General features: G+C 53.4%; 19 protein-coding genes. 4 read left to right on the plus strand and 15 right to left on the minus strand.

Features of this window, described 5'->3' with window-relative positions:
- Positions 1-9: 9 nt before the first annotated feature.
- Together cooS and A3L09_RS01370 are read right to left on the minus strand one after the other, a co-directional pair.
- Positions 10-1,983 (minus strand): anaerobic carbon-monoxide dehydrogenase catalytic subunit, encoded by a 1,974-nt coding sequence (gene cooS / locus A3L09_RS01365; RefSeq protein WP_088857273.1) that lies wholly within the window; start codon positions 1,981-1,983, stop codon positions 10-12.
- Positions 1,980-2,585 carry a 4Fe-4S dicluster domain-containing protein gene (locus A3L09_RS01370; RefSeq protein WP_088857274.1) on the minus strand — a complete coding sequence of 202 codons (606 nt, stop codon included), beginning with the start codon at positions 2,583-2,585 and terminating at the stop codon, positions 1,980-1,982. Before A3L09_RS01370 ends, cooS begins: the two co-directional genes overlap by 4 nt.
- Positions 2,586-2,923: 338 nt before the next feature.
- Here A3L09_RS01370 and A3L09_RS01375 point away from each other — a divergent pair, with 338 nt between their 5' ends.
- Positions 2,924-3,835 (plus strand): ATP-binding protein, encoded by a 912-nt coding sequence (locus tag A3L09_RS01375; protein WP_232473552.1) that lies wholly within the window; start codon positions 2,924-2,926, stop codon positions 3,833-3,835.
- Between the two features lie 112 nt (positions 3,836-3,947).
- Here A3L09_RS01375 and A3L09_RS01380 read toward each other — a convergent pair whose 3' ends face one another.
- The 3 genes from A3L09_RS01380 to A3L09_RS01390 all read right to left on the minus strand — a co-directional run bounded on the left by A3L09_RS01380 (position 3,948) and on the right by A3L09_RS01390 (position 6,732).
- Positions 3,948-5,177: an FprA family A-type flavoprotein gene (locus A3L09_RS01380; RefSeq protein ID WP_088857276.1), complete on the minus strand. Its 1,230-nt coding sequence runs from the start codon at positions 5,175-5,177 to the stop codon at positions 3,948-3,950.
- A gap of 78 nt (positions 5,178-5,255) precedes the next feature.
- Positions 5,256-6,011 carry a hypothetical protein gene (locus A3L09_RS01385; RefSeq protein ID WP_088857277.1) on the minus strand — a complete coding sequence of 252 codons (756 nt, stop codon included), beginning with the start codon at positions 6,009-6,011 and terminating at the stop codon, positions 5,256-5,258.
- 103 nt (positions 6,012-6,114) lie between these two features.
- On the minus strand, positions 6,115-6,732 hold the full coding sequence (locus tag A3L09_RS01390; RefSeq protein ID WP_232473553.1) for a hypothetical protein: 618 nt from the start codon (positions 6,730-6,732) through the stop codon (positions 6,115-6,117).
- A gap of 295 nt (positions 6,733-7,027) precedes the next feature.
- Here A3L09_RS01390 and A3L09_RS01395 point away from each other — a divergent pair, with 295 nt between their 5' ends.
- From A3L09_RS01395 to A3L09_RS01405, 3 genes are read left to right on the plus strand one after another with little or no spacing between them, the layout of a single operon-like run.
- On the plus strand, positions 7,028-7,552 hold the full coding sequence (locus A3L09_RS01395) for a ferritin (RefSeq protein ID WP_088857279.1): 525 nt from the start codon (positions 7,028-7,030) through the stop codon (positions 7,550-7,552).
- Positions 7,553-7,607: 55 nt separating this feature from the next.
- Positions 7,608-8,402 (plus strand): NAD-dependent epimerase/dehydratase family protein, encoded by a 795-nt coding sequence (locus tag A3L09_RS01400; RefSeq protein WP_088857280.1) that lies wholly within the window; start codon positions 7,608-7,610, stop codon positions 8,400-8,402.
- Positions 8,399-9,034 (plus strand): class I SAM-dependent methyltransferase, encoded by a 636-nt coding sequence (locus A3L09_RS01405; RefSeq protein WP_157727174.1) that lies wholly within the window; start codon positions 8,399-8,401, stop codon positions 9,032-9,034. Before A3L09_RS01400 ends, A3L09_RS01405 begins: the two co-directional genes overlap by 4 nt.
- On the opposite strand, the gene ubiE is transcribed toward A3L09_RS01405, so the two are convergent.
- From ubiE to A3L09_RS01455, 10 genes are read right to left on the minus strand one after another with little or no spacing between them, the layout of a single operon-like run.
- A complete protein-coding gene (gene ubiE, locus A3L09_RS01410; protein ID WP_088857282.1) occupies positions 8,966-9,655 on the minus strand; it encodes a bifunctional demethylmenaquinone methyltransferase/2-methoxy-6-polyprenyl-1,4-benzoquinol methylase UbiE in 690 nt (229 codons plus the stop codon). The genes A3L09_RS01405 and ubiE overlap by 69 nt on opposite strands.
- Positions 9,636-10,274: an ATP-binding cassette domain-containing protein gene (locus A3L09_RS01415; RefSeq protein WP_088857283.1), complete on the minus strand. Its 639-nt coding sequence runs from the start codon at positions 10,272-10,274 to the stop codon at positions 9,636-9,638. The genes ubiE and A3L09_RS01415 overlap by 20 nt, the downstream gene beginning before the upstream one ends.
- A complete protein-coding gene (locus A3L09_RS01420) occupies positions 10,250-10,981 on the minus strand; it encodes an ABC transporter permease (RefSeq protein WP_088857284.1) in 732 nt (243 codons plus the stop codon). The genes A3L09_RS01415 and A3L09_RS01420 overlap by 25 nt, the downstream gene beginning before the upstream one ends.
- Before the next feature lie 3 nt (positions 10,982-10,984).
- Positions 10,985-11,950, minus strand: coding sequence for an ABC transporter substrate-binding protein (locus A3L09_RS01425; RefSeq protein ID WP_088857285.1), 966 nt, complete (start codon positions 11,948-11,950; stop codon positions 10,985-10,987).
- Positions 11,951-12,859, minus strand: a complete 909-nt coding sequence (locus A3L09_RS01430; RefSeq protein WP_088857286.1) for a 4-hydroxybenzoate octaprenyltransferase — start codon at positions 12,857-12,859, stop codon at positions 11,951-11,953.
- Between the two features lies 1 nt (position 12,860).
- A complete protein-coding gene (locus A3L09_RS01435) occupies positions 12,861-14,306 on the minus strand; it encodes a UbiD family decarboxylase (protein WP_088857287.1) in 1,446 nt (481 codons plus the stop codon).
- A 3-nt stretch (positions 14,307-14,309) separates the two neighbouring features.
- Positions 14,310-15,074 (minus strand): ABC transporter ATP-binding protein, encoded by a 765-nt coding sequence (locus tag A3L09_RS01440; RefSeq protein WP_088857288.1) that lies wholly within the window; start codon positions 15,072-15,074, stop codon positions 14,310-14,312.
- Positions 15,061-15,678, minus strand: a complete 618-nt coding sequence (locus A3L09_RS01445) for a flavodoxin domain-containing protein (protein ID WP_157727175.1) — start codon at positions 15,676-15,678, stop codon at positions 15,061-15,063. Before A3L09_RS01445 ends, A3L09_RS01440 begins: the two co-directional genes overlap by 14 nt.
- On the minus strand, positions 15,675-16,616 hold the full coding sequence (locus A3L09_RS01450) for a FecCD family ABC transporter permease (RefSeq protein WP_088857290.1): 942 nt from the start codon (positions 16,614-16,616) through the stop codon (positions 15,675-15,677). Before A3L09_RS01450 ends, A3L09_RS01445 begins: the two co-directional genes overlap by 4 nt.
- A complete protein-coding gene (locus A3L09_RS01455; RefSeq protein WP_088857291.1) occupies positions 16,613-17,488 on the minus strand; it encodes an ABC transporter substrate-binding protein in 876 nt (291 codons plus the stop codon). Before A3L09_RS01455 ends, A3L09_RS01450 begins: the two co-directional genes overlap by 4 nt.
- Between the last annotated feature and the right edge of the window lie 23 nt (positions 17,489-17,511).

The following is a 17,511-nucleotide window of genomic DNA, read 5'->3' on the forward strand; positions in this document are numbered from 1 at the left end:
AAGGGAGGGTCAGATACCGAGCTCCTTCCTCTTCTTCATGATGTGGTCGTACATCTTCTTCGCTGCCTTGTACGGGTCTGGCTCCACTATGAAAGCCGCCCCGACGATGTCGTAGAGGTCGTGGGTGAGTATCTTGACCACCTTCGGTCCGCCGAGAACCGGTGGAACAACGCCGAGGTGGGTCGTTATGCCGCTGGCGACGAAGTAGGTTCCTATTGAGACCGCCTTCTCGGTCATAGCTTCGGGGGCGGAGCCGACAACCGGGAGGGCATGAATAGGAACGTTCAGATCTCTGGCAACCATGTCAGCGAGCACGAGAATCCTGGTGCAGTCAACGCACGAACCCATGTTGAGTGCCGGCGGGATTCCCCACTCCTTGGCGAACTCCCTCAGGCCAGGACCGACGTTCTCCGTGTCAGCGTATTCGGGCAGGAATATTCCGTACTTCATTGCGGCAGTGGCCCAACAGCCTGTTCCCACGAGGAGGACATCCCTCTTCATGAGCTCATTCGCTATCTTTATGTGGTTGTGGTCCTGCTTTACCTTCGGGTTGTTGCATCCGACCAGTCCTGCGACGCCCTTTATCTTGCCCTCGATGATAGCGTCCTCGATCGGCTTGAGGGTTCCTCCGAAGTGCTTGAGTATTGCCTCGACACTGAAGCCGACGTAGCCTTCCATCTTCTCCTTCGGTATCTCAACCCTCTGCTTCGACCTGTTCGGGAAGTTCTCCACCGCGGTCTTCACTATCTCCTTTGCTATCTCGTCAGCTCTGCGCTCGTCGAACTTGATGTGTATAGCCCCTGGGAAGGTCGCTATCGGGCTCGTATCGATTATCTTGGTATGGAAGCACCTGGCAACGTCAACAGTTGCGGGCATTATACACTGGACGTCAACGACCATAGCCTCAACTGCACCGGTAACTATCGCCATCTCCTGCTGGAGGAAGTTGCCCGCTATGGGAATGCCGTGCCTCATGAGGACCTCGAGACCGGTACAGCACATTCCAACGACGTTTATTCCCTTGGCACCGTACTTCTGGGCCAGCTCTATGAGCTCTGGATCCTGGGCCGCTTCAACTATCTTCTCCGACAGAACGGGCTCATGGCCGTGGACGACTATGTTGACGTAGTCCTCCTTCAGAACCCCGAGGTTGGCCTCGGCCTTTATGACCTGGGGCGTTCCGAAGAGTATGTCCTGGAGTTCAGTGGCTATGAGGGAGCCGCCCCAGGCATCGCCGAGCGAGGTCTTAAGGCCATGGAGGAGTATGCTAACTGGGTCGTGGTCGGTGCCTATGTGGGTCCTGTGGAGGCTCTCGACTATTTCCCTGTCTATGCTCCTCGGGAGGATTCCGTTCTCAAACCAGGGCATTCCGGCCTTCTCTCCAGCCTTCTCAAACACCTCGTAGGTCTTGGGGTTGAGGTAGGCCTTCAGGAAGGCTATAGCTTCCTCGTCCTGCTTTCCAAAGTCGTTTAGGGCTACTTCAGCGACCTCCTTTGCTATCTCCCTTATCGTCCTGCCCTCAGTCTCTATTCCCAGCCTCTTTGCAACCGCCTTCAGCTTCTCAACGTCCCTCACCTGGTATGGGAGGGTGTTTGAAGCCATGTTGTCGAGCTCAAGGACGGGCTTTCCTTCCTTCTTGAACTTCTCGGCCATCTCGGCGGCTATGAGAAGGGTTAAAGCCACGTGCCTTCCGTGGTCGCTGTGTGCAGCCGCTCCGGCCGCTATCATCCTGAGGAGGTTCCTGGCAACGATGGTGTCTGCATCGGCACCGCAGACTCCCCTCTTTGGCTCACCGCCGAAGGGGTTTATCCTGCACGGGCCCATCATACAGTTCCTACAGCAGATTCCAAGGAGGCCGTAGCCACACTGGGGCTGCTGCTTTTCGAGCCTCTCCCAAACAGTCTCAATGCCCATTTCCTGGGCCCGTTCATACATCTGCTGTGTGGTCGGGTCTATGGAGACCTCCTTATAATTCTTCTTCATTTTGAATCACCTTCGTTTATGCGAATAACAACGGTCTGCATAGACCTGTAAAGGTCCCAACCGTTGTATTCCTCCTCAACCTCACCTTCCTTCAGCTTGACTATCTGCTCGGCCTTCTCCTTCCTGACCTTCGATACTATCTCGTCTATCGTTCCAAACTGGAGTGCTCCGGTCTTGCAGGCCTCAACACAGGCCGGCTCCCTCCCCTCGGCCCTTCTGTCCGGGCACATATCGCACTTGAACATCACACCGTTGAGGGCGTCGAACTCGGGAATACCAAAGGGACAGACGATGGCACACATCTTGCAGCCTATACACTTGTCCTCTGCCAGCATAACCGCGCCCTGCTCGTCGTGGTAGAGTGCCCCCGTCGGGCAGACCTCTACACAGGGCGCCCCGTCGCAGTGACGGCAGTTCATAGGGACGTTGTAGGCACCCATCGGGAGAATGTGTATTCTGGGCAGGGGGAGGGGATCCTCGAAGATGGCGGAGAAGAGGTCCTTGCTCTGTGAGTGCTCCACTGCACACGCTATTTCACAGTGTCGACAGCCAATGCACTTCGCTGGGTTGATGAAGATGGTAGGCTTTGAATCGGTGGACATGGGAAATCACCGTCTTCTTCTTGGAACATTGTTTTATAAATTCCTTTCTGTTTTAACATAAAACTTTGATATTTTACAAAGATATGGTTGGTGATTTTGGGAATTTATTACGATATACTCCATCTAAAATTCCAAAAAAGGACCGATATAGTCGATTACCCAAAAGTGTGAAACCAATGGTTATACATTCATGTACGTTAAATTTCATTAGTACATTTATCAACATCGTATCCAATATCTGCCCAAGTATGTTCCTACAAGACCAATACTGGAGTTCGAAGTTAAAACCTAAAAGCATTTATACGTCCGAATTCCAGTCAATAGAAGGTGTATCAGATATGTCAAAGCCGGTGAATCCCGAGAATGAGGAGAGGAGGAAAAAGCTGTTCAAAGTAGCGGAGGAGCTTCAGAAGAGGGCAAAAAAACAGGCCCCTGAGGAAGGTTTCAGGGTGGTCATAACCGGAAAAGGCGGCGTTGGAAAAACCACCACAACGGCCCTTCTGGCGAGGCTCCTCGCAAGGGACGGCTACAGAGTGCTGGCGGTCGACGAGGATCCCCAGATGAACCTTGCCCACGCCCTTGGGGTTCCCAAGGAGGTCAGGGATAAAATCGTTCCGCTGAACAGAAACCTCGACTACATAGAGGAGAAAACTGGAGCCAGGCCTGGAACGAACTGGGGTCTGTACTTCTCGTTAACCCCCGATGTGAGGGACGTGGTTGAGAGGTTCGGTGTCATCGGTCCCGACGGTGTGATGCTCCTCGTGATGGGCAGCGTCGTCCAAGCAGCGGCCGGATGCCTCTGTCCGGAGAACGCTCTTCTAGACGCTGTCGTCAAGTACATCAACCTCAGGAAGGGCGAGATAATCCTGATGGACACTCAGGCCGGACTGGAGCACTTTGGAAGGGCGCTTGCGAGGGGCTTCAAGCAGGCGGTCGTTCTTACCGAGCCGACGTACAACTCCGTTCAGGTGGCGGTTGATGCGGCGAAACTTGCCCGGCAGCTTGGAATCCCCTACGTGCACTTGGTAATAAACAAAGTCAAGAAGGAGAAACATGTGGAAAAGGTGGAGAGGATCTTGGATGAGCTAGGATTCAACGATTTCACGACAAAAACCATAATCCCCTACGATGAACTTGTGGAGGAGTACGACCCCGAGGTGGAGGCGATCCTCAAAAACCCCGAGTCCCCGACATACAAGAAGGCCCTTGAGCTGAAAGACATCCTGATCAAGTACTCCGGCTTTCTCTGATGTTGCCATCGTTCACACCGGCTTTTAATGTTTCTCCTTTTCTGAACTGGAGTTGGGACAATTCGAACCCATAGAACGGGTTGAGAAGCTTTAAAATTTAAAAATTGGGAGCTCAGCTCGCCCAAGCTACGAGCTTTCTAACCGCTTCCCTGAGCCTCCTCTCGTCCTCTTCCGTTGGGCGGCCCCTGCTCTCCACGGTGTCGACGAGGTCGAACTTGCTCCTGCTGATCAGTGTCTCGATCTTCTTTCCAGCGACACCGCCCCAGCCGAAGGCACCGACGATGAGAACGGGCTTTTCGTAGTTGGCCTTGTCTAGTATCTCGTAGAGGGTGTATCTCACCCTGGGATGTATCTCAGCCTCGTAGGTCGAGGCGCCGATTACCAAAGCCTCGGCACTCGGAACCTCTCCGAGGATGTCGCTTACAGCCGGGGCCTCCTTGTCAGTGAAGCGATACACAACCGGCTTCTTGCCGAGCTTCTTGAGCTCGTCAAGGACGATCTCCATCCTCTTCTCTACGAAGCCGTACATTGAGTCGTAGATGACGAGGACTTTGTCCTTCTCTGGAACACCAGCGCCCACAGCTTCGTAGAACTCGAATATCCTCTTTGGGTTCTTGCACCAGGCCAGGCCGTGTCCGGGGAGTATCATCTTGGCTTCCTCAACTATGCCGAGGCCTTTCAGTTTCTTGATGTTCTGGACGATGTACTTGTGGTAGTGGCCGATAACGGTGACGATGTACTTCGTTACATGGGGAAGGTACTCCTCTACGACCTTCTCATCGCTGTCGTCTATCGCCTCAGGGATTCCATAGCCGCCGCCGGCGTCGCAGGAGAATATCAGCCTGTCCTCCACAACGTAGGTTATCATTGTGTCCGGCCAGTGGAGCCACGGAACGGTTATGAAGCGGAAGGTCTTGCCCCCTATACTGAGCTCTTCGCCGTCCTTGACGACCTTGAAGTTCTTCACGACTTCGTCGCCGTAGAAACCCTGGAGCAGATTCCTGGCGAACTGGGTTCCTATTATCTGGGCCCTGTGGCCGTTCTCCTCAAGGAGCTTCGGAAGGGCACCGCTGTGGTCCGGCTCGGTGTGGTGCACGATTATGTGGGTTATCTCCTTCGGATCAACGATCTTCCTCAGGGCATCGAGAAATATGTCCGTGTATTCACCTTTGCTTGCATCGAAGAGAACCACTGCACCGTCCAGCTTCATCAGGTAGGAGTTATAGGTTATCCCCTCGGGTATCTCCCAGGTGGCCTCGAAGTACTTGATCCTGTCATCGTCGACCCTGATGATATACAGCTCTGGGTCAGTGCACAGCTGTTCAACCCTAACGGCGACCATTGACATCACCAATAGCGGTTCGAAAAGGATGGATAAAAAGGTTTTCATCAGAAGAGGAAGTTCTAAAATGAAACGACATCAAGTCAGATAGAGAACGGCCAGCGTTAGGACGTAGAGCAGCATGACGCTCCTGAAGACGCTCCATCCAAGGGCCTTGATGTCTTCGATTTTTGCGACGTAGTTCTCTTCTCTGAGGTTCTTCACCAGCCTCACCGTGGGCTCGATGAGGGCTATGATCAGATAAGGATTGTATGCCAGAACTCCAAATATTGGAAGCCATGCCATTAAAGGATATTTCTTGGGAAACTTCCTAAAGGCCAGTCTAGTCTCGACGTAGGCCGCTCCAATCGCCTCGTAGTAAGCCAGAAGGAGCCAGAAAGCGAAGACGTCATCGTTGAAAGGCCTTCCTGAAACTGCTGGGGCAAAGAGGGCTGGGACGGCCGGGAGAAGGTTTCCTAAGGCGTAGGTAACAGGATGCTTCCAGCCCTTGGCTCTGGAGAAAGCGAAGTGAAGGGCGAAGAGAATACCAACCACAGTCAGCGGGACGAAGGGGGGGTTATCTGTTGACGGTTCAAAAATCCGGCTCCCAAACCAGTAGAATGCGGGAAGGATGTACGCCAGGCCGTTTATTCCCAGGGCCGCTATCATGCCCTTCAAATTCCAGGCGCGGTAAGAGTCAAAGGCAAAATCGAAGGTGAAGAACGTTACCATGGCGACGATAAGACCAATAAGCCAACCCCGCCAGTCGGCGTGGGCAAGGATTAGGCCACCTACCATCGATAGGATTATCGTTCCTCCCGCTCCAGGCTCCCTCGGCACCTTGAAGATTCTCATCGCAACGCCTCCTTTTATGTTTTAACCACAGAAGTTAGAGAAGCGAACCTAAAAACCTTTACTGGACAGAGATGGGAACGAGGGAAAAAGAAAAGCCTGGAATTCAAGCGAAGGTAACGCTCCTGTCCTTGAGGGAGCGGTTGAGCAGGTCGGCGTGTTCCAGCGTAACCTGATACTCCGCGATCTTCTCGAGCTTGACCTCCTCGCCGTCAAGGATTATCTTGTTGACGTATACCTTGCCCTCGTCGAAGCCGACTGTGTAGACGAAGAGGTCCTTCTTGTCAAGGTATTCGCGGATCTTCTCGTCCTTGAGAGCCTCGCTGAGTCCTCCTGCCGCGAATATCCTGACGTGGACTACAAAGGCCCCAGGAACGTCCTGCTCGGCAAACTGCCTGAGGGTCTCGACGAACACCTTCTTGGTCTCCTCTATTGGGGTCTCACCGCCGAACTGGAGAACGGTAACCTGCGGGGCGAACTCCTTGACGCGCTTGGCTACATCTGCCTCCTTACCCTCCTCCGCCAAGAAGTGGTAGGTCACACCTCCGCTTAGGGTTATGAAAGTGGCTTCGGTCGCGGTGGCTATGCTGGAGCAGATTACGTTCCTGCTTGCAACTACTGCCACCTTATTGAGCCCAAGGTCCGCGAGGGCCTTTCCGACCAGCCTTCCTGTGAGTGTCCTAAGATAGATCTCCTCCTCAAAGGTCGTCTTCGCCATCGGCATCACCTCCGCTACCCACTCTTGTGTGTTTGTTCTCGTTATTGTCCAACATCGTTGGTAAATATAACTTTTTTGGTTTCCCTAATGAACTTTTGTTGGCCGAACTGTGTCTTTGCTGAACAACTGACAAAAATGGCCTGGAAATCGGCCTGGGAATTGACGAAAATACACCTCAAAAATGGGAAGTTAACATAACGTCAATCACTGGAGGTGATATTGGTTTTTCTTCAATACATCACCATGGTTCGATGGATAAACTTATAACGTTCGAAAACAATATACCAATGAGGTGATTGTAATGCTGAGCGAGAGAATGCTCAAAGCTTTGAACGAGCAACTCAACAAGGAGCTGTTTTCTGCATACTTCTACATTGGTATAGCGGCCTACTTTAAGGATATGGGCTTCGACGGCTTCGCCACTTGGATGGAGGCCCAGGCAGAGGAGGAGCTTGGTCATGCGATGAGGTTCTACGACTACATCTTTGACCGGGGTGGGAAGGTCGAGCTCGAGAGAATTGAGAAGCCCAAACAGACCTTTGAGAGCCCGCTTAAGGCCTTTGAAGCGGTCTATCTCCACGAGGTTGGAGTTACACAGTCGATCTTCAAGCTCGTCGAGCTGGCGCAGGAAGAGAAGGACCACGCGACCAACCAGTTCCTCCAGTGGTTCGTTGAGGAGCAGGTTGAGGAGGAGGCCAGCACGAAGGCGATTGTTGACAAACTCAAAATCATCGGCGACAATCCTCAGGGCCTCTTCATGCTCGACAGGGAGCTCGGAGCCAGGGCACCAAAGCTGAGGGCATTGCTTACCCAGAGCGGAGAGTGATCCCTTTTCTTTTGATTTCAGTTCTTTGGCTGTATTGAAGTTCACGGTGTATCTCATGGAGGTAATCCTGACCGGCGGAACCGGCTTCATAGGCGGATTTCTGAGGGTCGAGCTCATCCAAATGGGACATGAGGTAGTGATCCCGACGAGGAGAGACATAGCCATCCCCGGTGTAAAAACTATCAGAGTTAATGGAGAGCCTGAAGAATACGGGAGGCTCGTTGAAGAGCTGAATCCAGATGCGGTAATAAACCTCCTCGGCGTTCTCAGAGGTGATTACCATAAAACCCATGTGGCCATCCCTAGGGAGATAGCCAGGGCTTGCAACTCATGCAGGTTAATCCATATGAGCGCCCTCGGTGCCGACGAGGACTCGGAAATCCCCTACTTCCGAACCAAAGCCCTCGGAGAGGAGGAAGTGAGAAAGGTTAAGAGCTACGCGATAGCTAGACCTTCCCTCGTCCTCGGGCCGGGTCAGAGGCTCTTCCACGATGCCCTTAAGTGGAGGGTCTTTCCAAATCTAAAAACCCCAGTCCAGCCAATAGACGTGAGGGATTTAGTGAAGATCATCGGGGAAATCCTCGAGAGGAATGAGAACCTTGAGGTGAACCTCTGCGGCGAAAAGGTGATAGCGCTGGGTGAACTCGTCAGCGAGGTCTTCTCGTCAGCTGGAAGGAGAGTGCTCATCCTTCCAGTTCCAGAGGGCCTTCTCCACCTCGCTGGGAAGTTCAGTCCAAGCGTTAAGATGGCCCTTAAGCCGAACACCTGCAAGCGAAACGATGCGCCTTCCTTTCTCAAACCTATCCCGCTCGAGGAGTCAATACGCTGGACGGCGGAGGGGTTGCGGTGAGGTACGACATAGCCAGCTACATCTACGAGCCGATAAACACGCTCCTCGAAGTCCCTACGGGGATACGGAAGGCGAGAAGGGAACTCATCAGGAGGGCCAGGGGTAAGGTTATTGAGCTGGGTGTTGGAACGGGCCTGAACCTTCCGTTCTATCCAGAAGGCGTTGAAGTCGTCGGGATAGATATCAGCGAGAAGATGCTCGAGAAGGCCAGGAAAAAGCGTTCGAAGGCGAAGGTTTCGCTTATGAAGGCCGATGCACGAAAGTTGCCCTTTCCGGATAACTCCTTTGACACTGCCGTTTCGACTTTCTTTCTCTGTGTTATCCCCGAGAAGGAGGTAGTTGTTAGGGAAATCCGGAGGGTTCTCAAGTCCGGCGGAGTTCTCCTTGCAATGGAGTGTTCTCCACCTGATAACCTCCTCTTCAGGGCGTTCCTAAATGGTCTCAGTGCGATAACGAGCAGAATAACTGGGACCAATTTCAGAACCGATATCGGGAAGCTCTTGGTGGAGAACGGGTTTTCAATAGCTAGGGAGAGAAAGCTCGCCAACGGGGCTGTAAGGGTTTTAACGGCCCTTTCTCAGAAGGAGGAGGAAGGCTATCCTGGGGAAGAACCAGCGGAGCTTCAACGTTGAGAACCCAGCGCTTTCAAATTCTCTCGCCAGCTCCTCCGGATGAGGAAACTTCCCTATGGACTCGACGAGATAGGTGTAGGCCTTTTTATTGCCCGTTATCAGCCCACCAACGAGAGGAACTACCCTCTCCGTGTAGAACCACGCGAGCTTTCCGAGAACAGAGGGATTCCGCGAAAATTCCAGAACAGCCAAGACTCCGCCTGGCTTTAAAACCCTGTAAAGCTCTTTAATGGCTCTTTTCCTGTCGGAAAAGTTCCTGACGCCGAAGGCAACTGTTATGAGATCAAAGCTCCCGTCGTCGAAGGGTATTTTCTCTGCGAATCCAGGAACGAGTTTCGCGAAGGGAACCTTCTTTTTGGCGACTTCAAGCATGTTCTCACTGCAGTCGAGGCCGTAGAAATCCCCACTGATGCCTTTCTCTCCGAGCTTCTTCCTGAGACAGCGGAGCATGTCCCCTGTTCCGCAGGCGACGTCAAGAACTTTGATTTTACCAGCCGGCGGGAGGGCCTTTAACGCCTCTTCGCAGGTTTTCCTCCTCCAGCAGCAGTCGAGGTCGAGGCTTATCAGCCTGTTGGCCAGGTCGTAACGACTGGCTATGCTGTTAAACAGCTCCCTTACCAAGCTCCTCCCTCCCGAGAACTTTCTTAACAAGAGCCGGCCTTCCCGAGAGGACGTAAACCCTGTCGGCAACCCTGAACAGTTCGTCCAGCTGGTGAGATACTATCAGGAAGGCATTTCCTCTTCCCTTCAGCTCCGAGATGAGAGCTAACAAAGCCTCGATCGAAGCCGTGTCGAGTCCCGTAAAGGGTTCATCGAGAACCGTAACGTCAGCGTCCATCAGGATGGCCCTTAAGATCGCCGCCTTCCTCCTGTTGCCGCCGCTCACTTCTTTTGGATAGAGGTCGAGATACCCTTTGAGACCGAGCCTCTCCGCCAGCTCCTCGGGCGAGCAGTCTCTCCCCCTAAACTTCAGCGGGAGGCAGACGTTCTCCCTTATCCTCTTCCAGGGGAGGAGGTAGTCCTCCTGGTAGGCGACGGCGAGGGTTCCCCTCAAGATCACCTCGCCGGAATCAGGTTTTTCCACACCGGCGATTATCTTCACGAGGGTGCTTTTTCCCGTCCCGTTCGGCCCGACTATTCCAACTACCTCCCCCCTTTTAACCTCGAGGCTAATCCCGCTGAGTATTAGTTCACCAAAGGACTTCCTGAGGTTCTTCACCAGTACCAGCGCCTCACCCACAGCTCAAGCCTCCTGAGGATCAACTGGTCGAGGGTTATCATGAGTACTATCAGCAGGAGCGCCCACGCGAAGACGCCATCCTTGAGCCCCAGATCGTAGGAGTAAACCAGCTGGTAGCCTATTCCCCCAGCGGAGCCAAAGGCCTCAGCAACGACGCTTATTCTTAAGGCAATTCCCAGCGCCACCCTGCTGGCTGATACCATCTCAGGAAGCGTTCCTGGGACTATGAAGTGCCAGTAGAGCTGGAGCTTTGAGGGCCTCGCCAGAACAACCAGCGGGCGGTATTTAGCCAGAAGGTTCTCGCTAGAGCTTATTCCGGCAGAGAGGAGCGCCGGAAAGGCCGCCATCGCCGTGACGAGGATTGGAGCTATCGGACTCGTAACACCGAATATCATGATGAAGATTATCGTCCAGACAAGGACCGAAACGCTCTGGAGGAAGACGTTTAAAGCCGAGAAGAAGGCCTTAAGCTCTCCCGAGTAAAGCGACAGGAGTATGGAAAGTCCGACGAGGGCAAAAGCGATGAGAAAGCCAGTAAAGCTGTGATAAAAGGTTAAAACTGTGGCGTTCAGGACTTCATTAACTCCAACGCGGGAGTAAAAGCTCAGCGTCTCACCTATGCTAGGTATTAAGGCCGGGTAGAGCTTTCCCAGCAGAACCCAGGAAGCCACTGCAAAAATGAAAAGGTAGAGCCAGCCACGTTTCATCTTTCAGCCCCTGTAGAAGATGTCCAGTTTCGATGGGTCTTTTTCGAGGTAGCCTCCGAGGTAGGCCAGCCTCCACTCGGACTTTATGCCCTCTATAAGGTCGTCGTCAAGCTCGTCGTCGTTGACCTCGACTCTGTCGTAGAGGATATCGAGGGTCTTGGCATCGAGGTGGTAGAGCTTTCCGAGTATCTCCTTGGTCTCGTCCTCGTTCTCCTCCCAGAACTTGGCACTCTTCTTTTGAGCTTTTACGAAGGCCTTAACGAGGTCTGGATGCTCATCGGCGAAGTCCTTCCTCACGACCCAGACGAGCATTACAGGCTCTCCTTCAACGATGTCCCTATCCTCCGCCTCATTCCAGAGGTCTTCGAAGGTCGCTATGACGCTTACATTGCTGGCTATAAGCTCGCTCACTATCGGCTCCCAGATGACGACGGCATCCACATCGTTGAGCGAGTCCTTTATCGAGCCGGGCGGGACGTTAACAACTGTATAGTCATCGGGCGTTAAGTTGTAGAGGACTTTCATGTAGGCCTGGAAGAGCTTGAAGGTTCCCGATGCCACAACCGCCCCGATCTTCTTCCCTCTGAGGTCTTCGGGCTTCATCTTCTTTCCGAGTATCGCCTGGTTCTGCATCATGTCAACTGCAACTATCTCTATCTCAGTCCCCCTCTGAGCAAGCTTTGCCGCCATCTCGGCAGGGATGACAGCAAAGTCCGTCTCGCCCTTCGCGAGGGCCGCTATTATGTCCGGCGTCTTCCCGAGGCGGAGAACCTGGACTCTAAAGCCGTTCTCCCTGTCGAAGCCCTTAGCCTCCATGATGTCGAGGGTGCTTATTCCTCCCATGAGCGTCGCGGCCCTAACTGTTGGGAGCTCAGTTGTCGTGCCTGTTGAGGCCTTTTCATTCGAGCCAACACATCCAGCGGTTAGGACGACCATTCCAACGAGTAGAAGGGCGAGCCATTTCCTCATTCAACCACCTCCGTAGAGCTTTACCAGGACGTCGGCTATGGCGGCAAGCGTTAGTATCAGCCCGATTGGGATGTTGAGGTTGAACGCCTTTGGCACGTTCTCAAGGTCCCTCCAGACGATGACGTTCTCGTAGATGATGAGCGCGCTCCCTATAAGCCAGCCAAGGGCGTAGATCCACCCAAGATTATAGAGCGGAATCGCCAGACCGAAGAAGGCTATTGCTATGAGATGGAAGATAAAAGCTATCTTGAGTGCTTTCTCAATGCCAAACCTTGCTGGTATACTTCCGACGCCGTGCTTTACGTCGAACTCGTAGTCCATTATCGCGTAGATCGTGTCAAATCCAGCCACCCAGAAGAGAACTCCAAAGAAGAACGCCCAGGGAACCCTTTCGAGGAGGACCAGCAGGTTGGCCTCGTCTCCGCCAGCCGCTATCGTCCCAGCGGTGACAGCTAAAGCGAGGGTAAGGCCTAGATGTAGGTGCGGAAAGCTGTGCTTCCTCTTCGCTCCTGAATAGCTCATGGCTATTATCCATGGAATCGGGCTTAAGACAGCGGTCCAGAAGTTGAGGAGGACGGCTGAAACGAAGTAGAGGCTCGAGCCGACAACGACAAGCCACCAGGCGTCGCTTATCCTAACGGCTCCCTTAATCAGCGGTCTGTTCCACGTCCTCGGGTTCTGGCTGTCTATGTCGAGGTCGGCAATGTTGTTGTAGGCCATCGTTGCCGTTCTGAGGCCGAGAAGGGCTAGACTCATCCAGATGATCTCCCAGAGGGTAACCTTAAAGCCGCTCAAAAATGCTCCGACGTAGGCATACGGTAAGCTGAAAAGGGTATGCTCTATCCTGACTAGCCTCATCAATGCATGGAACCTACTGGCTTTGCCCACCTCTCCGGGATCGAAGGCCATTTCACTCACCGAGGTACTTTTTGAAGAGTCCTTCAAGCCTTTTGAGCACTTGGGGGTCTTCCTCCACTTCCTCAACGACCCTCCCGTTCATTTCCTCCGGGAGTTTTCTGGTGGCATCTATACCGAGCTTGCTTCCGAGCGGCGGGTTTGGAACGGCCGGATCGAGGGCATCGGTGTGGGCGTTCGGGATAACTAAAACGTCCCTCTGCGGGTCAACGAAGGAAGCTATCGCCCAGATAACTTGGTTGATGTCGTGTGGGTTGATGTCCTCGCTGACGACCACTATAACCTTAGTAAGTGCGGCCTGTCCGGTTCCCCAGAGGGCATTGAGGACTTTCTTCCCATGCCCAGGGTAGCGCTTCTTTATAGAGACTATTGCGATACCTTGAAAGACGCCGTACTCCGGGAAGTTTACATCCACGACCTCCGGGAGGATCATTTTCATCATGGGAAGGAAGATCCTCTCGATAGCCTTTCCAATGACTGCATCCTCCAGTGGGGGCTTTCCGACGACTGAACCATAGTATATCGGGTCGTCGCGGTAGTAAACCCTCTCGGCGTGGAAAACAGGGTAAAGCTCGTTCCTCTCTGCTGGCTTGTCGTAGAAGCCGAAGTGGTCCCCGAAGGGACCCTCCTCGTGGAGCTCTTTAACATCAACGTAGCCCTCTATCACCGCTTCCGCGTTGGCCGGAACTAAAACTCCGTTGGGCAGGCGGTAGAGTTCGAGGCCCTTCCCGCGGACGAATCCAGCAAAGAGGAGCTTGTCGAGCGGGTAAGGAACCGGTGAGACCGCCGTTAATAGAGTCCCTATGTCCGAGCCGATGGCTATCGCCACGGGCATCTTTCCGCCGTTCTTCTCTATATAATCCCGCCATGCCTGACTTCCGCGCTTGTGTATCTGCCAGTGGAGAACAGCTCTCTCGCCGTCGAGGAGCATCACCCTGTAAACGCTTATCGAGTTCACTTCCTTTGGATCGGAGAAGCAGACGAGGGGATAGGTGAGATACCTTCCAGCGTCCCTAGGCCAGGTTTTAAAAGCGGGAATAAAGTCGAGCGGGTTGTCTTCAATAACGTTCTTCGTGAATTCAGCCTTCCTCACGACCTTTGGGAGATAAGCGCTCATCTCCTTCAGTCTTCCCAGGGAGGAGAGCTTATCGGAGAAGCCGAGCGGGAGGCCCTCGAAGAGCTTAAGCGGTCTCTCCCCTATCTCCTCAAGCCTCTCAACGCCGAGAGCATCTTTGAGCGTCTCAACGCCCGTGAAGAGGTTTCCAGCTATTCTCCACTCGGGATAGCCCTTAACCCTCTCGAAGAGAACGGCACCAGCCTTCGAGTACATAACCCTCCTCAGAAAGGCCGGTATCTCAAGCTCAGGTGATAGCTCTTCCTCTACTCTAATCAGCTCCCCCCGTTTCTCGAGCCAGCTTAAATATTCACGCATGTCCTTCATCGCTCAGACCTCCACCCTCGGCCTTAAAACCCTTTCACCGGCGCATTCTATAAGCTTCAGCTCCACCCCGTAGGCCTCGCTGAGGAGTCTCTCATCTATAACCTCCTCTGGCTTCCCATTGGCGATTATTCTACCACCTTTCATCAGCAGGACCCTGTCCGCGAAAAGCCCGGCTAGATTGGGATCGTGGAGAACCACGAGTGAGCCAACCCCTTCTTTTGTGAGCCTCTTCACCGTTTGAAGAACCAGAAGGGAATTTTTAAGGTCGAGGTTGCTCGTAGGTTCATCCAAAAGGAGGTATCTTGGCGAGGTCATTAAGGCCCTCGCAATGAGGAGTAACCTTATCTGTCCGCCGCTCAGCGAAGTGTAGGGCTTTTCAGCGTACTTTTCAAGGCCGAAGAGCCTCAAAAGTTCCATCGCCTTTTCCCTGTGCTTCTTACTCGGAGCGCCAAAGGGTCCGAGTTCCGGAGTGGCTCCGAGAAGAACAAAGTCAAGGGCCTTGAACGGGAACGTTGGAACGTGGTTCTGTGGCACAAAGCCGATGAGCTTAGCCTTTTCAGATGGAGAAAGCTCGGCAATGTTCTTCCCATCAACCTCAACCTTCCCCCTCTCCGACTTGAGAAGGCCAAAAAGGAGCTTGAGGAGGGTGCTCTTTCCTGCCCCGTTCGGGCCTATTATCGCAACTAACTCTCCCTTATCTAGTGTGAGGCTGACGTTTTCAACCGTGAAATCCCCGTAGGAGAAGTAGAGGCCTTCAGCCCTCAGCATTCCTCTCCAGCTCCCTCATCTTCTCCATGAAATCGAAGTTTCTTACTTTCTCCAGCTCGCCCCTCCTGAAGTGCTTTCCAAACCAGTCGTAGTAGAGGAGCGTCCTCCTCACGAAGGCCCTGACGTCCTCCTCCCGGTAAAGGCTCTTCCTCTCGAGCTTCTCACCCAAAGCAAGGTAAAACCTCTCCATCTTTCTTCTGTCCTCCTCGCTCAGCTTCTCCGGCTCTACTTCTCCCCCTATCAGCGTCCCGTAGAAGGGCGGAACCTCGAAGGCCTCTATCAAGGGCTGTGAATAGGCTATCCCGCCGTGCAGTCTGCCCATGAAGACAGAACCAGCGAGGTGCATCGCAACGAGGAAGAAGGCCTTGGGAACTTCTTCAAGCTTTTCCTTGTGCCTCTCAACCCACTCCATAAGGTCCCAGTGCGGGCCGTCTCGGTAAACCGGGGCGGCCATTATCACGAGGTCGTAGCCTTCTGGGGCAGGGTTATTTTCAACCCTCTTCACGTCAACCTCGTGTCCTTTTTCCCTTAGCAATGAAGCGGTGAGCTTCACAGCCTTCTCAGTTGAGCCGTATCTCGTTGTATAAACTATCAAAACCCTCACTCCCAGGCACCCCCGGTCTTTCTGAGGAGGTAAGCGAAGAACGGAACGCCAACGACGGTAGTTATTATTCCCACGGGTATGTCCCCGGGAAGAAGTCTGACTATGACATCCGCCAGAACCATGACCGTTATCCCCATCGAGATGGTAGCAAGAATAAGCTTTGAATGCTCCGGGCCGACGAGCATTCTGGCGGTGTGGGGGACGATTAAGCCCACCCATCCGATTATACCCGTGGAGGATATAACCAGAACCGTCAGCAGGGCGGAAAGGAAAACGAAGGTTCCTCTCCACAGCGGGACGTTCACTCCAAGGAGTTCCGCCTCATCACCCAGGCTCATGACGTTGAGCCTGAAGCGGAGGAAATAAAGGAGTATCGCGAGAACAACAACTCCAGGAAGAGAATAGTCAACGGTTCTCCAAGAGACGTTTGATAAACTGCCCATGAGCCAGACTACCAGACCTGAAAGGCTCTCGCTCGAGAGGAGAAGCTCTAGGAGAGCCAGAAGGGCGGAGAAAAGCGAGGTGACTATTATGCCAGCGAGAACCAGCGAGACCGTTGAGACCCTACCGTTGACCCTCGCGAGGGAATAAGCGATGAAAACCGCCAGAAGGCCGAAGACCAGTGCAACTGGAGCGATCCCAGCCATCGGGAGGAAGGAAACTGCTAGAGCGGCCCCGAGGGCAACCCCCGAGGAGACGCCGAGGATGTAGGTGTCCACCAGCGGGTTCCTGAAAACGGCCTGGAGAATCATCCCGCCCAGACCGAGGGCCATTCCGGCCGAGATTCCCATCAAAGTCCTCGGAAGCCTGATGTTCCAGATAATCCTTTTTCCAAGCTGGTCAAGGTGGAGAGGATTAGTCGGATAACTCCCCACGAAGATTCCGAGGAAAACTGCAACCACTGGAAAGATAAGCAGGAGGATAAGGCCCTTCCTCATCGCTCTACCCCGCAGAGCCTGTAGAGTTCCCTAGCTACCGGTTCCCAGTCAGGGTAAAGGTCCGGATAGATTACCTTTCCGAGCTGGTATATTCCGGGTATTATCCTTGGACTCCAGCGCATAAAACTGTTCCTGTCTATCGCCGAGCCGAGGATGTGGACTTCCCCACTATCTACGGCCTTTACCTTCCTCCACTCGCTTGAGTCAAGCATCTCGTCCCTGATTCTTTTCAGCTTTTCCTCGCTCGTGAGGACGCTGGTGAGCAGGATGAGAACGTCGGCCTCACTAAAGCGCTTTAGGAACTCTTCGAATGGTACAGGAATTACCTTTCTGTGTGTCGGGAGCTTCCCCATATACTCCGCCCCGGTCTTTTCTACTGCATCACTTAGAACGTTTGTCTGGGTAACGACGTTTATCCCGCGGTAGAGCATCACAACCTTTCTCCGCTCTTCCACGCCGCTGGAGATTTCTTTAATCCCCTCAAGGTGTCTCCTGTAGAATTCAAGGAGCGTTGAAGGGTCTCCATCGAGCAGGTCGGCGATTTTTTGAGTTATCGGGAAAAGGTCTTCCACCTTAACGATGTCGAAGAGGGCTAACTTTGCGTTGTGCCTCTCGGCGAAGGCCCTAAGCTCGTCTATGCTGTAGAGCGTGTCTATCTCGAAGTCCATTATGACCTCTGGTCTCAACTCTTCGAGAATGTCCCAGTATGTCAACTTCTCCCTCTGAAGGTATTTTCCCACTACCGGCCTGTCCCTGAAGTCTGGCAGGCAGTAGTCGAGCTTTATCTCCTCGTTGACTCCGGCTATTTTATCGCCTGCACCGACAAGCTTTGCTATCTCCACGAGCGATGCCGGGAAGATTACCGCCCTCAAGCTCTCACCCCGAAAAGAAAAAT

It is taken from the genome of Thermococcus profundus (assembly GCF_002214585.1).
Classification (GTDB): Archaea; Methanobacteriota_B; Thermococci; order Thermococcales; family Thermococcaceae; genus Thermococcus; species Thermococcus profundus.

Excerpts from the sequence above, each read along its gene's own strand:
- A3L09_RS01370 (WP_088857274.1), bottom strand. The coding sequence starts at position 2,585 with ATGTCCACCGATTCAAAGCCTACCATCTTCATCAACCCAGCGAAGTGC.
- A3L09_RS01400 (WP_088857280.1), top strand. The coding sequence starts at position 7,608 with ATGGAGGTAATCCTGACCGGCGGAACCGGCTTCATAGGCGGATTTCTG.
- A3L09_RS01380 (WP_088857276.1), bottom strand. The coding sequence starts at position 5,177 with ATGGTCGCCGTTAGGGTTGAACAGCTGTGCACTGACCCAGAGCTGTAT.
- A3L09_RS01430 (WP_088857286.1), bottom strand. The coding sequence starts at position 12,859 with ATGGCCTTCGATCCCGGAGAGGTGGGCAAAGCCAGTAGGTTCCATGCA.
- A3L09_RS01435 (WP_088857287.1), bottom strand. The coding sequence starts at position 14,306 with ATGAAGGACATGCGTGAATATTTAAGCTGGCTCGAGAAACGGGGGGAG.
- A3L09_RS01390 (WP_232473553.1), bottom strand. The coding sequence starts at position 6,732 with ATGCCGATGGCGAAGACGACCTTTGAGGAGGAGATCTATCTTAGGACA.
- A3L09_RS01440 (WP_088857288.1), bottom strand. The coding sequence starts at position 15,074 with ATGCTGAGGGCTGAAGGCCTCTACTTCTCCTACGGGGATTTCACGGTT.
- A3L09_RS01395 (WP_088857279.1), top strand. The coding sequence starts at position 7,028 with ATGCTGAGCGAGAGAATGCTCAAAGCTTTGAACGAGCAACTCAACAAG.
- A3L09_RS01375 (WP_232473552.1), top strand. The coding sequence starts at position 2,924 with ATGTCAAAGCCGGTGAATCCCGAGAATGAGGAGAGGAGGAAAAAGCTG.
- A3L09_RS01385 (WP_088857277.1), bottom strand. The coding sequence starts at position 6,011 with ATGAGAATCTTCAAGGTGCCGAGGGAGCCTGGAGCGGGAGGAACGATA.
- A3L09_RS01425 (WP_088857285.1), bottom strand. The coding sequence starts at position 11,950 with ATGAGGAAATGGCTCGCCCTTCTACTCGTTGGAATGGTCGTCCTAACC.
- A3L09_RS01450 (WP_088857290.1), bottom strand. The coding sequence starts at position 16,616 with ATGAGGAAGGGCCTTATCCTCCTGCTTATCTTTCCAGTGGTTGCAGTT.
- A3L09_RS01420 (WP_088857284.1), bottom strand. The coding sequence starts at position 10,981 with ATGAAACGTGGCTGGCTCTACCTTTTCATTTTTGCAGTGGCTTCCTGG.
- cooS (WP_088857273.1), bottom strand. The coding sequence starts at position 1,983 with ATGAAGAAGAATTATAAGGAGGTCTCCATAGACCCGACCACACAGCAG.